Raw genomic sequence first — 15,332 nt, forward strand, 5'->3', positions numbered from 1 at the left:
TCCGCTTGACCCTTCGCCTGCCTTCGATAATACGGCAGGCAGCAATGATTTCACGGGGAGAGCCCTCAAATGGCTGCCAGCGAATACCACCACGGCGATATGGATATCCACGATCAGGAAGCCACCTGGGACGGCTTCATCAAGGGAACCACTTGGGGCAGCCTGATTCTGGCGCTGATCCTCGGTCATGCCGTCCTTGCGGTGGCCATCGGCATTCACTGGGCGGTCTCACTTGGCCTGATGACGATCGTCGGCATCGGGTCCGGTATTGTGCTGAACCTGGGCGGCCGCTGGTATGCGACCCTGGTGATCCTGCTGCTCACCGGCGTGTTCGTTCAGCTGATGATCTGGCTTTTCGGCGCGCTTATCTGACGCTGTCTCTACCAATATCGCAGGTTTCGCACATTGCCTCGGCCGGGTCGGCCTCGAGGCGAAGTAGCCCTATGCGGCCCTCACAGGTCAGACAAAACCCGTAGCAACCCTTCTCCATCCGGGCGAGCGCGGCTTCGATCCGCGCGAGCTTTTGTGCATAAGTGTACAGCCGGGCGCGCGCAGCCTGTCCGCACTCTTCTGCCGTCAGCCCCGGGCTTGACGGTGCAAGGGGGTGTAGGTCCGTCTTCATTCGAAATCATGCTGCGTCGGCTTTAAGGGGTTGGCAAGACGCACCGGGCCAAAGAGTAGGCAGCCATATCGACTCTCGTGAAAAGCGAGCGATTTTCAGACGGATTCGGAGATACGGATGGCCCAGTCCCCGCTCACCCTGACGGATGTGACCAAGCGTTTCGGCGGCTTCACAGCTGTTGAGGGCCTGTCGCTGGATGTCCCGGAAGGGCGGATTATCGGCTTTCTGGGGCCGAATGGCGCCGGCAAGTCGACCAGTTTGCGTGTTTCGCTGGGCGTTATCCCGCCGGACGAAGGCATGGTGCGCCTGTTTGGGGCGCCGCCGAACATCTTGTCCCTGCGCCGGGTCGGCTTCCTGCCGGAGGAGCGCGGCCTCTACAAGAAAATGACCGCCCGGGAGACGATTGCCTATTTCGCCCGCCTCAAGGGCCTGACTGCCGGGGAGGCGAAGGCCCGTGCAGACGAGTTGATGGAATCGACCGGGCTGGGGGAGTTCCGCAATACGCGCGTGTCCAAACTATCCAAGGGCATGGCGCAAAAGGTCCAGATTCTTTCGACCCTCGCGCACAAGCCGGACTTCCTGATCCTCGACGAGCCATTCTCCGGGCTCGATCCCGTAAACCAGCAGGCGCTGGAAGAGCTGATCCGCGACGAACATGCGCGCGGGGCGACGATCCTGTTCTCCACCCATGTCATGGAGCATGCCGAACGCCTGTGCGACCGGATCGTGATGATGGCGCGCGGACGCAAGGTCTTCGACGGCACGTTGCCGGAGGCGTTTGCCACACTGGACAAGGGCGCCAGCCTGGAAGTGGAGGAAGGCTTCGACCTGGCCGCCGCGCTCGCTCCGAAAGGCTTTGAGGCCCAGCGTGCCGCGGACAGGGGCCATGGCGATGCCTGGCGCATCGCCTTGCCGAAAGGCGTTGGTCCGCAGGACGCGCTGCGCGCGGCCATTGAGGCCGGGGCACCGATCACCGGTTTCGCGCCGGACGAGGCCCGTTTACGGGATGTGTTCGTCTCGCTGGTCGGGGAGGCCGAAGCGGCCGCGCTGAATGATCCGCTGGCGGAACAGGCAGAGGGAGCGCTGGCAGAATGAGGAATATCTATCTCATCTTCCGCCGGGACTATCTCGGCTATGTGAAAGCCTGGGGGTTCTGGCTGAGCCTTGCCGCCGTGCCCGCCTTGATGCTGATCGGCTCCATGTTCGCGCTGTTCGCAGCGCAGTCCTCGCCGGTCCGCTATTATACGGTGATCGAGCCGAGACAGGTCTATGCCGAGGCGATCGATACCGAACTCGCCCGCAATGAGACGGCCGCCATGGCGCAGGAGCTGTCAGACCAGATGCAATTGCCGGAAGGCGCCATGAATACCGGGGCGATGCAGACGCTCCGGGATCGGAAATTCATCGAGGTGACGCCGCCTGCGCGCGACCTGGACAGCCTGCGGCCTTATCTTCTGGGCCAGCAGCTCGTGTCCGGCCCGCTCGGAGACAAGCCGCTGTTTGCGGCCTTCATCCTGTCGGAAGACGGCAAGTCGCTCGAATACTGGAGCGATGACGTCAACATCAACACGTTGCGCTTTGAGGCCGAGGATGCCGTACGCCGCCTTGCCCGCAAGCATGCGCTGGAGGCGGCCGGTCTTGGCCCGGATTTTATCCAGGAAGCCGATGACGCGGCCGTGCAGGTGCCCGCCCGGCGCATCCGCAGCGTCGCGGAGCAGGAATCGGCCGGGGCGGAAGTCACGCTGGCCGACAGGGCGCCCGTCTTCGTCGCTGGGGCGCTCGCCTATTTCCTGTGGCTGATGGTGTTCTCGATCATCCAGTACCTGCTGATGGGCACGATCGAGGAACGCTCCAACAAGATCTTCGACACGCTGCTGACATCTGTGCGCATGCCGGAATTGCTGGCAGGCAAGCTGCTCGCCGTGTTCGCGGTGACCTCCACCATGATGCTGGTCTGGGGCCTGTTCGCGCTGTCGGGCTCTGCTTTTCTCGCAACGCAGGTGCCGGGGGCAGGGAGCATGATCACGCCGTTCCTGGCAGCGGCGGGCAGCCCGCAGATCCTGATCCCGGCGCTGGTCAGCTTCGTGCTCGGCTATATCATGTACGGCATGATCTTCATGGCGCTCGGCTCCCTCTGCGACACGATCCAGGAGGCGCAGACGCTGCTCAGCCCGATGATGATCCTGCTGATGCTGCCCATGTTCGCAATCTTCATTGCCTTTCAGGATCCAGGCTCTCCGGTGGTGGACATTGCCACCTGGGTGCCGGTGTTCACGCCCTTCCTGCTGATCCTGCGCATGCCGCATGATCCGCCGATGTGGGAAGTCGGCCTGCAGATGGGCCTGATGGTGGTGACGACGCTGGCCGTGCTCTGGATCTCCGTCCGCGTTTACCGGGCAGGGGCCGTCAACGGCGCCAGCATCGGCGACCTCGGCAAGATGCTGAAAGGCATGTTCCGGAAGAAGGCGGTTTAGCCTTCGGCGATTCCGCTGGTACGATGTCCCCACAAAATGAAGAGGTGGGGAAATGAGCAAAACGTTTTTTGAGGCGTCCGTCCTCCTGGTGGGGGCGGCCTTCACGATTGCCTTTGGCGTGATTGTTGTCCCGGCCCTGATCGAGAGCGGGGATATTGCCGGGGCCTTTGCGGCGGGCTTCGTCAATCCGTTTGCGTCCGGCTATTCGCTGGACACGATTCTCTGCGCGGTCATTCTGATGGTCTGGGTGCTCCATGAGCGAAGCGCGCTGGGCATCCGGCACGGCTGGGTCGCGATCCCGCTCTCCATCATCCCCGGCGTCGCCTCGGCCTTCGCTGTGTATCTTGTGATCCGGTCCAGGCAGCTCAACGCACGCTCTTAAACAAAAACCCCGCCAGATCGCTCTGACGGGGTTTTGATTATCTTGCGATAAGAGGCAGCCTAGATGATGCCTTCGCGCTGGGCGCGCTTGCGGGCCAGTTTGCGGGCGCGGCGGACGGCCTCTGCGCGCTGGCGGGCTTTCTTCTCGGACGGCTTCTCGAAATGCTGGCGGGCCTTCATTTCGCGGAACAGGCCTTCACGCTGCATTTTCTTCTTCAGAGCGCGCAGGGCTTGCTCGACATTGTTATCGCGGACGACGATCTGTACGATGGTACTCTCCATTGGCTGGGGGCGTCGCCCCGATTGTGACCTTGTGTCGGCCAGACAGGCCGGAAAGCGCGCGCTATATCACGTGAAAAGGGATTTGGCCAAGCCCCCCTTTGCCATGGAGTTCAGTCATGACTGTCACACCTTCCCGAAAACTTCGCCGCCGCTGGCTGGAAAAGCTGCTTCCGGAGGTCGCTTTTGACGGCTGGACGGACGCCGCTGCAGCCCGAGCGGCCAATGACGCCGGGCTTGATGAGGGTGAACAGGCCCTTGCGGCCCCGCGCGGCGTGATCGACCTGATTGACGGATTCTTCGAGGAAGCAGGGGAGGCGGCAAAGGCAGACCTTGCTGCACAAGACCTGTCCGCCATGCGCGTGCCGGACAAGGTGAAGGCCGGGGTGCTGGCCTGGCTGAAGGCGCTGGAGCCCAACCGGGAGGCCGTCCGCCGGGCTGTCTCACGCGGCATGGTGCCGTGGAATGCGGGGCCTGCGCTGCAGCGCGGCTGGGCCGTGGCCGATTTTGTCTGGGACGCGGCCGGTGACACGGCCGAGGATTACAACCGCTACTCCAAGCGGGGGCTGCTCACCGCCATCCTGCCGCCGATCGTGCTGTACTGGCTGGATAACCCCTCCCAGGAAGATCTCGACGACTATGTTTCCCGCCGCCTCGCCCAGGCCTCGGGCGCCGGGCGTACGGCCGGCAAGATCCTTGGCCCCCTTCTTGACGCCATCGGGTCAAAAAGGCCCAATAGCGGAAAGGCGCCAGACGCGCGCAACTGAGCGGAGACGGCTTGCTGTCGATTTTTGAGGAAGTGTGTCGGACGAAAGTTGATCAAGCGCCCCAGGGGGCTGGGGGGGCTGATGGGTCCGGGGTGCGTGATGTTCACCTCCGTCCGACAAGTCAAAGATGGCCGGGTGCGGGGGCGCAAGCAAGACCGAAAGGTGGCCGTATTGCCGCAATTCCTGCTGTTTCAGCTGAAAATCGGATTAAAAGACGTTTAGGCGAGCTTTCCCGCCCCCAATTCGCATTACAGGGGAGTCATAAACAGAGAAAATGAGCGAATTTCCGTCCCGTCGGGCCCCAAGCGAGCCGCGAATCGCTTTCCACAAAACCGAGATGCGTCCGATTCTCGACGTCTACGGACGTTTGGTCATGGCGGGTGAGGCCCGCGACTATGCGATCGGCATGCACAAGGACCACGCCATCTTTGCGATCTTCCGCCGCCACGCGGAAAATCCGACCTGGCGGATCGAGAAACAGCCCCACCTTGCCAACATGCAGGGCCAGTATGTGGTGTACGGACAGGCCGGCCAGGTCCTGCGCCGCGGGCGCGATCTGCAGCAGGTCTTGCGGGTTTTCGACCGCAAGCGCTTCACCGTCGTGAAGTAATTCCACAGGCGCGGCGTTAACCCTTTGTTTACTAAAAACTTCTTGCGAACAGGAAGAGAACAAGTTAGGAACATGCTCATTGGAACGGAGCATGAACATGAACATCTCAGTCAGTTTTCGGGGACGCTCTGGCAAGGCTTGGGACTTCCAGCGTGTTCCAAAAGACGCCGCATGGGCCCGCAGCCCGGGCGCCGTCATCTTCGCAGCCCCCGACTCGTACGGCTGGCGCATCATCCGCGTGATGGAGCTGACCGGCCGGCCGCATGACCTGCAGCCCATCTGGGCGCTGGCAGAGGCGGAACGCTACGGCGCCACGGCCGTGTTCCTTGCCCTCGAATTCGACGCCCGTGAGCGCAAATGCCTGGTCGCCGACATCGAGGAGGGCTTCAGCCCGGTCTGCCTCAACCCGCGCGACATGGCAGAAGCGCCGGTCGCGGCAGAGCTGGCGGCCTGATCCTGGCTGTTCGGGCCTTTATTGTTCTGGCCCCTATTGTTCGGGCGCAGGCCGGTTCAGCGCCGCCTGCGCCTCAGCCGTTTCGGCCAGCCGGGTCAGCTCAATGAATTCCGCCCGGTAGCCAAACTCATCCTTACCCTTCGCCCCGGCGGCGAGATTGCGGATGTCTTTCCAGCTGAAGCCGGCGCCGAGATCTTCGCCGCCGCGCAGCATTTCACCGAACCCGGCCACCGCCGTTGCGAAGCGCACCCATTGCGGGGCCGCATCCAGGCTGTCGACCTTGTCCGAATCTGTCACCGCATGGGTCAGCAGGATGGAGTCCGGCGCGCCCGGCGGCTTGTAGCGCAGCTTCACGAACGCGTATTCGCCGGACTTCCGGTCGCTGGCATTGGCGGCATCGCCGTAGCGCAGCGGGTCGATCTGGGCGGCGGCCGATCCGACCGGCGTGATGTCGTAGATGGCGGTCACACTGGCGCCTGCGCCGATGTCCCCGGCATCCACCTTGTCATTGTTGAAGTCTGCCCGGTCGAGCATGCGGGTTTCATAGCCGATCAGGCGATATTCCGCGATACGGGCCGGATTGAACTCGACCTGGATTTTCACATCGTCGGCAATCGGGAACAGATTGCCGCCAAGGTCGTCGGCCAGCACTTTGCGGGCCTCGCTCAGCGTGTCGACATAGGCGGCGGTGCCATTGCCCGTCTGGGCGATCTTCTGCATCAGCGCATCATTGTAATTGCCGCGCCCGAAGCCGAGGACAGAGAGGTAGATGCCGCTTTCGCGTTTACGGGACACGAAGTCTTCCAGCTGTTCGGAGTCCGTGATGCCGACATTGAAGTCGCCATCGGTCAGCAGCATGACGCGGTTCACGGCGTCTTTCTTCAGGCCCTGTTCGGCCAGCGAATAGGCAAGGCGAAGGCCTTCGCCGCCTGCGGTCGAGCCGCCGGCTCGCAGATTTTCAAGGGCGGCGTAGATCTTGCGCTTTTCGCTGACAGGCGTCGGTTCCAGCACTTCACCGGCCGCACCGGCATAAACCGCGATGGAGATCGTGTCGTCCGGGTCCATCTGGTCCAGCATCAGCTTCAGCGCCTGCTTGGCCAGCGGCAGCTTGTCTTCTGAATGCATGGAGCCGGACACATCGACCAGCAGGGTCAGATTGACCGGCGGACGGGCGTCGCGGTCGATGTCACGGCCCTGAATGCCGATCTGCATCAACTGGCGCCCCTCGGCGAAGGGGGAGGGGGCGAGTGTGACATAGGTGGCGAACGGGTCGGCGCCCGCTTCCGGCTGCGGATAGGTATAGTCGAAATAATTGACCATCTCCTCGATCCGCACCGCGTCTTTCGGCGGCAGCACACCGCTTTTCAGGAACCGGCGGACATTGGCATAGGACGCGGTATCGACATCAATCGAGAAGGTCGAAACCGGTTCCTCGCTGGTCAGTTTGACCGGGTTCGGATCGACGTCTTCATACTTGTCGCGGAACTCCGGTTCCGGCGCCATCATCATTGGTGGCGGCGGGGCGGCCGCATAGGCGTCCATGGCACCGCTTGCGGCCATCTCCTTTTGCTGCCTTGCCTCGGCTTGCGGAGGTGGTGGAGGGGCGGGCGGTGCCGGGATTTCCGCCGCGGTCTCGTCGCTGCTCCCGCCCGCTTCGTTGGCACATCCTGTCAGCAGCGCAGCCGCTGCCGCGCTTGCCATGATCAGTCCCAGTGTCCTGTTGCGCATGATCGTCCTCCACCTGCGTTCTGTTCATGACAGAATGGCAAGATGGTCATGGCGGGAATTGGGCGGCGGCGGGACGATTCGGGCTCAAACCGGATTTTCCGGGGCGAAGAAAAGGCTCAGTTCCGGATCTTCGCTGTGTACCAGCGCTCGATATCCTGTTCGAGGATCGACAGTGGCCGCGGGCCGCCGGTGAGGATCGTGTCATGGAATTCCACGAAGTCGAAGTCGGGGCCCAGCACCCGCTCGGCCCGCTCGCGCAGGTCCAGCATTCGCTTGCGTCCGATCCAGTATGCCGCCGCCTGGCCGGGCCAGACCGCGTAACGGTCCACTTCCTGCGCCATCGGGCCTTCCGGCTGCCCTGTGACGGAGACGAGATAGTCGATCGCTTCCTGCCGGCTCCAGTGCATGCTGTGAATGCCGGTATCGGCCACCAGGCGGGCGGCCCGGAACAGCAGAGACTGGAGATAGCCAATCCTGGCCAGCGGATCGTCATGGTATAGTCCGATATCGTCCGCCAGGGTCTCGGCATAAACGCCCCAGCCCTCGCCATAGGCAACGTTCCAGATCATCTGGCGGATCAGGGGCAGGCGGGCTGTCTCCGCCGTCAGCGCGCTTTCCAGATGGTGGCCGGGCACGGTCTCGTGGAACACCAGCGTCGCCAGCGTGAAGGCCGGCCAGTCCGTCATGTCGGAGAGATTGATTTCGAACAGGCCCGGCGCGGACCCGTTCGCCGGGGCGGCGGAATAGAAGGCTGACGGGGCGGACGCTTCCAGGAATTCCGGCACGGCGCGCAAGGCGACTTTCGTGCGCGGCACGGTCGATACGACGTGGGGCAGGGCGGCTTCGGCCTTGTCCAGATAGGTCTGCATCAGGGCCAGCAGGGCGGCATGGCCCTCCGGCGTTGCCTCGAAGATCTGGTCCGGTTCGGCCGACAGCAGCGTCAGCCGCTCCGCTGCGCTGCCTTCGGTCAGGCCCGCCTCGAACAGAGCGAGTTCAAGTTCCGCCGTCAGCCGGTCCACTTCGGTGAGGCCCAGCGCATGCAGGGTTTCGGCGGAGACGCCTTGGTCGGTATAGGCCTGCAGCGCAGCCTGGTAATAGGCGGCACCATCCGGTTGCTGCCACACGCCCGGCTGGGATGGCGCGTTGGCCTGCAGGCTGGTGAACGCCTCGGCGAGGTGCAGGTAGGCGGGCTGGATTTCTTCCCGGACAAGGCGTTTCGCGCGGACCAGAATGTCCCCGGCCTCTTCGAGGCTGAGATCCTCCGGCCCTGCGAGCTGACTTTCCAGTGTCGTGATCAGAACATGCGTATCGGTTGGCCCTTCGGCGAATTTCAGGGCGACGTCCTTCATGCGCGCGAGAATGAAGTCCGGCGGCAGGATTCCGGATTTCGCGTCAGCTTCCAGGCGCCGGCGCTCGTCTTCCATCGCGTCTGCAAACTGGGCGAGCCGGTCGACATAGGCGCGCGCTTCGGCGGCGGTCCGCACCGGGTGGGCACGGCTGAGCAGGTCCGGCACGTCGATATAGGCGCCGCGCATATGGTCCATCACATAGGGGTAGGAAACGCCGAGCCCGGTCTGGCCGTGCCCTGACACGAACAGGGATTCCGCGGTCTCGTACGCTGCTGTCACGGTATCCAGATGACGGGCCTGCGGGCTGCCTTCGGCGGGGCGGGGCGTTGCGGCCAGCGCTTCCAGGATTTCCAGACGGCTGACCCGGCGGCGCTCATAGGCAGCCTGCGACCGGTCCGTCAGGTAGCGGTTGAAGGGGTAACCGACAGCATCTTCGGTCAGGCCCAGCCGGGTGGCGAGTTCCGGGTCGGCCGCCAGTTCCGTCATGGCGATGGATTGCAGAGTCTGATCCACTTCGCGCGCGATGCGCCGGGGCGTACCCGCATCGTCGACCTGCGGGCCGCAGGCCGCAAGTGAGGCCCCGGCGGCGAGGCCCGCCAGCACGGTGCGGCGCCGGATGAGAAAACGCGTGTCAGACGTGGATTTCATGACGGTTTCTTCACTCCGTAATGACTGCAGTTCAGGCTGGTTCGGGAGTTGTAGCCAGTGTTTATTTCCGGTAGGCAAACGCCCACCTATCTCAGATCGGAGAGACACACGTGAACACGCCTCCCGCAGCAGGCCAGCCGGCCCTTACTGGCCAGGTCCTATTCTACAAGCAGCCTCAGCCGCTGTCTCTGGAAGATCATGCCGGTCTCGGCGTCAAGCAGATCGACCAGCCATTCAATTTCATGCGCGAAGCGCACGCCATGCCGGTCACTGTGACGGAATTCGGCATGTGTGCCAGCTCCTACCCGGTGATCTTCGTCGGTGATGAGCGGACTCCGGTCGCTGTCATGGGCATCCGTCAGGGCCAGAACCTCTATGTGAATGAAGACGGCCGCGTGGCGGACGACTATTACGTGCCGGCCTTTGCCCGCCGGTATCCGTTCGTATTTGCGTCGGACGACAATTCCGACCGGCTGGTCCTGTGCGTCGACCGCGAGGCACCGATGGTGACCAACCAGCCGGAAGTGCCTTTCTTTGAAAACGGCGAGCCGAGCAAGTTCACCAACGACGCCATTGAATTCTGCAAGGAATTCGAACGCCAGCGCCGCGCGACGACTGATTTCGTCAAGCTGCTCCGTGATTTCGACCTGTTCGAGCAGAAAACGGTCAACTTCCAGCCGCGCAACCCGGATGGCACCGAAGCTGGCCCGCAGCAGAAGATTGCCGACTACTGGGCGGTCTCTGAAGAGCGCCTGAACCAGCTTCCGGACGAAAAATACCTCGAATTGCGGGCCAGTGGCGCGCTTGGCGCGATTTACGCGCAAATGGTTTCGCTGCTGAACTGGCAGCGGGTCATCCAGCGCGCCATGCGTATGCCTGGGCCTGCGCCAACGGCGCCGCAGCCAGCCAACGCCTGATCCCTGCGGTCTGTGCAACAGTTTGAAGGCGGCCTCCGGGCCGCCTTTTTCTTGCGGTGTCGTTTTTTAGCAGGGGAGGGGAATTGGAATAGATTTGCCTTCACGCTTCCGCGAGGCCCTTCTTTAGACGGGCGATTGAGGGCATATGGGCCTCAACTCCAAGAAACCGGACCTGCCCGATGAAGTTATCCGCCTGTCTTACCGCGCTGTTCGGCGCCATTCTGTTCATGCTGCCGGCTGCAGCGGCCCCGGTTGATGCGGGTCATGCGCGGGTTGAGCTGATCTCGGAACGCGATGCCGCTCTGCCGGGCGAGACGATCTATGCCGCGCTGAAAATGGACCTCGACAATGGCTGGCATGTCTACTGGCTGAATGCCGGGGATGCGGGCCTGCCGCCGCAGCTCATCGCTCAGCCGGGCAGCGATATCGAAGCCGATGCCATTGGCAAAATTGTCTGGCCGCTACCGCACCTTCTCCCGGTCGTCGAAGGGGAGATCATGGATTATGGCTACAATAACGAGGTCGTTTTTCCGTTCCCGATCACCATTCCCGAAGATGCGATGGGGCCGGTCACGCTGGATGTCATGGCCGACTATCTGATCTGCGAAGATACCTGTGTGCCTGAACAGGCGCATGTGAAGCTGAAGCTGGAAACCGACCAGTCCGCGGCGAACACCCGCGATGGTGAACTGATCGGCAAGTGGATCGCGAAAAGCGATGTGCCGTTCCCGGGCGAGGCGCGGGTTCTGAAGAAGAATCTCGACTGGACGCTCAGCCTCCGTCTCGATGGTGGTTTCGGCAAGGTTCACTCGATCCGCTTCTTCCCGTTCGGGCATGATATCCTGCACCCGGCTGCCCAGCCGGTGGAGCTTGGCCGTCACGGGGCCACCTTGTCGCTCAGCGCAGCGGACATCACCGCCGTCTCGAAGCCGCTGGAAGGCGTCGTCGTGATCGAGCAGGAGGACGGTACCCGCACCGGTTACGAGATCAGTGCGGCCGAAGGTTCGCCGCTGCCGGATACGTCCGGCCTCGGCCCGGCAGGGGGCATGGCCGGGCTTCAGGTCGCGGCCTGGAAACTGATCCTGCTGGCCATCCTGGGTGGCCTGATCCTCAATCTGATGCCGTGTGTGCTGCCCGTCCTGTCGATGAAGGCATTCGGCATGGTGTCGGCCGTGTCGGGCGGCCATGCCGGGGAAGTTCGCCGCCATGGCATCTGGTACACGGCAGGCGTCCTGGTTTCCTTTGGCGTACTGGCGGCGATCATCGTTGCCCTGCGTGCCGCGACGGGGCCGGTGACACTGGGCTTCCAGCTGCAGAACGCGCCTGTTGTCGCCATCCTTGTCCTTGTCATGTTTGCTGTCGGCCTTTGGCTGATGGGCATGTTCGAGCTGGGAACATCGCTGCAGAATCTGGGTTCCGGTCTGGCTGACCGGGATGGGGATGCGGGGGCCTTTTTCACCGGCGTGCTGGCTGCTGTGGTTGGCTCTCCCTGCGTCGGGCCGTTCCTTGGCGCGGCGCTCGGTGCGGTGATGGGGCATTCCGCTCCGGTCGTGTTTACCTTCTTCCTTGCCATGGGCTTTGGCCTGGCATTGCCCTTCCTTGTGCTGAGCTTCGTGCCGAACCTCTACAAATTGCTGCCGCGGCCGGGGAAATGGATGGACACGCTGAAGCAGTTCTTCGCGTTCCCGATGTTCCTGACAGCCGCGTGGCTCGCCAAAGTGTTGGGCGATCTGGCCGGTTCGGGCGCCGTTGCCTGGACAGCGACGGGCGCTGTCGCGATCGCATTCGCTGCATGGCTGTGGCAACGCGAAGCGCGTCTTCCGCGCATTCTGGCCGTGGTGACCCTGGCGCTTTCTGTCTTTGGCGTTGCGGAGCGGGCCATGGCGCCTGCGCCGGCCCTGGGCGCATCGTCCGCCTATGCCGCAAAATATGAGGCCGAACCGTGGAGCGCGGGCCGGGTGCAGTCTCTGGTCGCCGAGGGCCGGCCGGTCTTCATCGACTTTACGGCCAGCTGGTGCGCCACCTGCCAGGTGAACAAGGCAACGACCTTGAAATCCAGGGCCGTGCACGATTTCTTCGCGGCCAATGATGTTGCCTTCCTTGTCGCCGACTTCACCCGCAAGGATCCGGCCATCGCCGCAGAGCTGGCGCGGCATCAGCGCGCAGGCGTTCCGATGTATCTGTGGTATCCTGCCGGTTCGGACGTGCCGCAGGTCCTGCCTGAGATCCTCAATCAGGGCCTTGTCACCAGCTTGCCGCTTACCCCCTGAGGCCGGCCCGGACACGAGGGAAGACATAGACGGATGATCACGATCAATCGGCGAAACCTGTCGCTGGCGGCTGGTATGGCGGCCGCCGTCGCATTGACGGCCGGGGCATTGATTGCCTCCACCGCGCAGGCGGATTCCGGCCTGCCGATCGGTCGCCCTGCACCTGATTTCACGACCATGGATTCCAATGGAGACCCGGTCTCCCTGTCCGATTTCGCCGGCCGTACTGTTGTGCTGGAATGGACGAATGAGGGCTGTCCCTTCGTGCGCAAGCACTATGCTCAGCCGCCGGGTAACATGCAGGGTCTGCAGGCTGATGCCGATGCAGACGGGACGGTCTGGCTGACGGTGATTTCATCGGCGCCTGGCAAACAGGGCCATGTCGACGGCGCAGCAGCAAATCAGTGGGCGGAAGAACACGATGCGAGTCCAGCGCATGTGCTGCTGGACCCGGATGGCACACTCGGGCGGCTCTATCAGGCGAAGACCACGCCGCACATGTACATCATCGGTCCGAAGGGCCAGGTCGCCTATCAGGGGGCAATCGACTCGGTGGCCTCAGCCAATGTGGCGGACATTGCATCGGCCACCAATTATGTCCGCGAAGCGCTGACCAGCCTGTCTGCGGCAGAGCCAATCGGTGTCAGCTCCACAAAACCCTATGGCTGTTCGGTGAAATATTAGGGCCTCCGGGCGCAATTACCCCATTGATCCATGCGGCACACCGCCCTAAAGGCGCGCCTCATGCTCCAGATTGTGCCCGAAACCCCAGCCCTCCATGCCGAAGCGATCGAAGACCTCTTCGACCGGACCTTCGGCCCCGGCCACTTTGCCAAGACCGCCGAGCGGCTGCGCGAATACTCGCACTCGCTGCCGGAGATCAATCGCGTGGCCGTGCTGGACGGGCAGGTGATTGCGGTCTGCCGCGTCTGGCCGCTGGTCGTTGGGGCTGCCCGGGACCGGGCGTTGTTTTACGGGCCGGTTGCCGTGGCCCCGTCTCACCGGGGCAGCCGTCTTGGCCTGACCGTGACGGGCGAGGCGCTGGAGGCCGGCAAGGCCGCCGGCTGGCCTGCCGCCATCCTGATCGGCGTGCCGGCCTATTTTGGCGAGATCGGCTTTACCGTGACCCCGAGGAACCAGCTGACGTTTCCTGGCCCGCAGGACCAGGCTCGCGTCATGGTGAAAGACCTCGCCGGGGATGCCAGCAAACTGTCCGGTATGGTCAGCGGGTTGGTGGCGGCGCCTTAAGTCAGCGCATACCAGGCACATGACCCTGCCGTGACCAGCATGACCAGCGCCGTGATCAGCGTGCCGACGCTGCGTCCGAAACTGCTGCCGGAAGAGCCGCCAAGACCGAACGCATGCAGGATCCGTCCGATCAGGAAACTGCCGCCGATGCCGTGGATCAGCAGGGCGGGGGCCGCCAGCGCACCGAGGCCCAGCAATCCGAACAGCACGACCGGCACATCTTCCACCGCATTGCCCTGCACGCGCAGGCTGCGTTGCAGCGGCTGGTTCCCGCCATCGCCGAAGCCGACCTTGTGCTGTGTCCTTACGCGCCCGACATTTGCCTTCAATACCAGCATGAACAGGCAGAATAGGCCCGCATAGAGTGTGGCCGCTTGCATGGATGTCATGGATTAGTCCTCCCTTTGTCGGGAGAGCATAAGCCGGTTTGCTGCGCTTACGGAAGTGACTTCAGAAACAGTCCGCCACGTCGGCGATCCAGGCTTGCACCGCGTCCTTCGCTTCCAGCGGGGATTTTCCATGGCGAACGAGGATCAGATCCTTCTCCGGCACCAGGACCGTGTACTGACCTTCATACCCGTTGCAGGAGAAGCTGCCGGGACCTGCCATGTCCAGCCACCAATGGGCGCCATAGCCGAGCGTTTCGGTATCCGGCACGGCGGGCGTCGGCGTCCGGGCATAGTCGGCCCAGCCTTCCGGCAGGATGCGTGTGCCATCCCAGACCCCGTCGCGCAGGTAGAGCAGGCCGAAGCGGGCAAAGTCCCGCGCGGTGCAATAGCAGAAGGACGAGCCGATGAAGGTGCCGGCTGCGTCGAACTTCGGAAGGGGGGAGCGCATGCCGATGGGGGAGAACAGCTCCCAGAACATGAACTCGCGGAACGTATCCGCGTCGGCGCCGAGCGCCCGGGCAGCGCAGCGGGCGACGATGTTCGACGTGCCGCTCGAATAGCTCCAGAATGTGTCCGGCTCATGCTCCAGTGGTTGGCTTGCGGCGTAGGCGGCGACGTCCAGCTGTCCGCTGCCGAACAGCATTTCGATGACGTCGGAGACGGAGCCCGGCACATAGTCCTCGATGAATTTCAGCCCGCTCGACATACGCAGCAACATGTCCAGCGTGATCGCGCGGCGCGGGTCGTCTGCCTCCTGCCATTCCGGGACGTCGGCCGGGGCGTGAATGTCGATCTTGCCGTCGCGCACGAGGATGCCAATGAGCGCCTGGGTGATCGATTTCGCTTCCGACCAGGACGGAAAGGTGCTGCCGGGCGTGAAATCCCGCCAATAGCGCTCCGCCACGATCTGGCCGCCCTGAACGGCAAGGAAGGCATGGGTCTCGCCCATTGTCTCCGGGGCTGGGTCCGTAAAGGCGCGGTCCAGCAGGCGGTTCAACCGCGCGGTGTCAGTGTCCGGGGCGGGGGGGCTTTCCGGCCAGGCCTTCGTCGGCCAGGCAACACCGTCTGGCTGGACCGGCAGGGGAGGCAGGGGATGATCGAACGGCATGGTGGAAGTCTCCCGGCGTTTTTTGTGTTCCGGACAGCTAAACAGACGCCCGGGGCCAAGCGCAAGAAGGGGGCTTGCCTACCTTAGG

16 protein-coding genes are annotated in these 15,332 nt (G+C 63.4%); 11 read left to right on the forward strand and 5 right to left on the reverse strand.

Translation table 11 applies throughout. From position 1 onward, the window contains the following. Positions 1–69 precede the first annotated feature (69 nt). The 4 genes from HAD_RS06690 to HAD_RS06710 all read left to right on the forward strand — a co-directional run bounded on the left by HAD_RS06690 (position 70) and on the right by HAD_RS06710 (position 3,478). Positions 70–372, forward strand: coding sequence for an aa3-type cytochrome c oxidase subunit IV (locus HAD_RS06690; RefSeq protein WP_035570112.1), 303 nt, complete (start codon positions 70–72; stop codon positions 370–372). Between the two features lie 367 nt (positions 373–739). Further along, complete coding sequence (locus HAD_RS06700; protein ID WP_035570115.1) at positions 740–1,717, forward strand: ABC transporter ATP-binding protein; 978 nt, start codon at positions 740–742, stop codon at positions 1,715–1,717. Then, positions 1,714–3,096, forward strand: coding sequence for an ABC transporter permease (locus tag HAD_RS06705; RefSeq protein ID WP_035570117.1), 1,383 nt, complete (start codon positions 1,714–1,716; stop codon positions 3,094–3,096). Before HAD_RS06700 ends, HAD_RS06705 begins: the two co-directional genes overlap by 4 nt. A 52-nt stretch (positions 3,097–3,148) precedes the next feature. Beyond that, a complete protein-coding gene (locus HAD_RS06710; RefSeq protein ID WP_035570118.1) occupies positions 3,149–3,478 on the forward strand; it encodes a DUF2834 domain-containing protein in 330 nt (109 codons plus the stop codon). A gap of 59 nt (positions 3,479–3,537) precedes the next feature. On the opposite strand, the gene rpsU is transcribed toward HAD_RS06710, so the two are convergent. Beyond that, positions 3,538–3,759: a 30S ribosomal protein S21 gene (rpsU, locus tag HAD_RS06715; RefSeq protein ID WP_034769592.1), complete on the reverse strand. Its 222-nt coding sequence runs from the start codon at positions 3,757–3,759 to the stop codon at positions 3,538–3,540. 116 nt (positions 3,760–3,875) lie between these two features. Between rpsU and HAD_RS06720 the strand changes: the two genes are divergently transcribed. From HAD_RS06720 to HAD_RS06730, 3 genes are all read left to right on the forward strand, one after another. Beyond that, positions 3,876–4,523, forward strand: coding sequence for a COQ9 family protein (locus HAD_RS06720; protein ID WP_035570121.1), 648 nt, complete (start codon positions 3,876–3,878; stop codon positions 4,521–4,523). Between the two features lie 274 nt (positions 4,524–4,797). Then, positions 4,798–5,133 carry a DUF2794 domain-containing protein gene (locus tag HAD_RS06725; protein WP_035570124.1) on the forward strand — a complete coding sequence of 112 codons (336 nt, stop codon included), beginning with the start codon at positions 4,798–4,800 and terminating at the stop codon, positions 5,131–5,133. Positions 5,134–5,230: 97 nt separating this feature from the next. Then, positions 5,231–5,587, forward strand: coding sequence for a hypothetical protein (locus HAD_RS06730; protein WP_156942189.1), 357 nt, complete (start codon positions 5,231–5,233; stop codon positions 5,585–5,587). 33 nt (positions 5,588–5,620) lie between these two features. Here the strand turns inward: HAD_RS06730 and HAD_RS06735 are convergent, their stop codons facing one another. Together HAD_RS06735 and HAD_RS06740 are read right to left on the reverse strand one after the other, a co-directional pair. After that, positions 5,621–7,315, reverse strand: a complete 1,695-nt coding sequence (locus HAD_RS06735) for a vWA domain-containing protein (protein ID WP_035570128.1) — start codon at positions 7,313–7,315, stop codon at positions 5,621–5,623. 116 nt (positions 7,316–7,431) lie between these two features. Then, positions 7,432–9,312 (reverse strand): DUF885 domain-containing protein, encoded by a 1,881-nt coding sequence (locus HAD_RS06740; RefSeq protein ID WP_051595991.1) that lies wholly within the window; start codon positions 9,310–9,312, stop codon positions 7,432–7,434. Between the two features lie 110 nt (positions 9,313–9,422). Between HAD_RS06740 and HAD_RS06745 the strand changes: the two genes are divergently transcribed. The 4 genes from HAD_RS06745 to HAD_RS06760 all read left to right on the forward strand — a co-directional run bounded on the left by HAD_RS06745 (position 9,423) and on the right by HAD_RS06760 (position 13,747). Beyond that, entirely contained in the window at positions 9,423–10,229 is an 807-nt protein-coding gene (locus tag HAD_RS06745) for a SapC family protein (RefSeq protein WP_035570130.1), read from the forward strand. A 179-nt stretch (positions 10,230–10,408) separates the two neighbouring features. Continuing rightward, entirely contained in the window at positions 10,409–12,499 is a 2,091-nt protein-coding gene (locus HAD_RS06750; RefSeq protein WP_035570131.1) for a protein-disulfide reductase DsbD family protein, read from the forward strand. Between the two features lie 33 nt (positions 12,500–12,532). After that, positions 12,533–13,183 (forward strand): redoxin domain-containing protein, encoded by a 651-nt coding sequence (locus tag HAD_RS06755; protein ID WP_051595992.1) that lies wholly within the window; start codon positions 12,533–12,535, stop codon positions 13,181–13,183. A gap of 60 nt (positions 13,184–13,243) precedes the next feature. Beyond that, on the forward strand, positions 13,244–13,747 hold the full coding sequence (locus HAD_RS06760) for a GNAT family N-acetyltransferase (protein WP_035570133.1): 504 nt from the start codon (positions 13,244–13,246) through the stop codon (positions 13,745–13,747). Here HAD_RS06760 and HAD_RS06765 read toward each other — a convergent pair. After that, entirely contained in the window at positions 13,744–14,136 is a 393-nt protein-coding gene (locus tag HAD_RS06765) for an MAPEG family protein (protein WP_035570135.1), read from the reverse strand. The genes HAD_RS06760 and HAD_RS06765 overlap by 4 nt on opposite strands. A gap of 61 nt (positions 14,137–14,197) precedes the next feature. Beyond that, positions 14,198–15,244, reverse strand: coding sequence for a serine hydrolase domain-containing protein (locus HAD_RS06770; RefSeq protein ID WP_084331804.1), 1,047 nt, complete (start codon positions 15,242–15,244; stop codon positions 14,198–14,200). Positions 15,245–15,332: the final 88 nt, after the last annotated feature.

It is taken from the genome of Hyphomonas adhaerens MHS-3 (assembly GCF_000685235.1).
Taxonomy (GTDB): domain Bacteria; phylum Pseudomonadota; class Alphaproteobacteria; order Caulobacterales; family Hyphomonadaceae; genus Hyphomonas; species Hyphomonas adhaerens.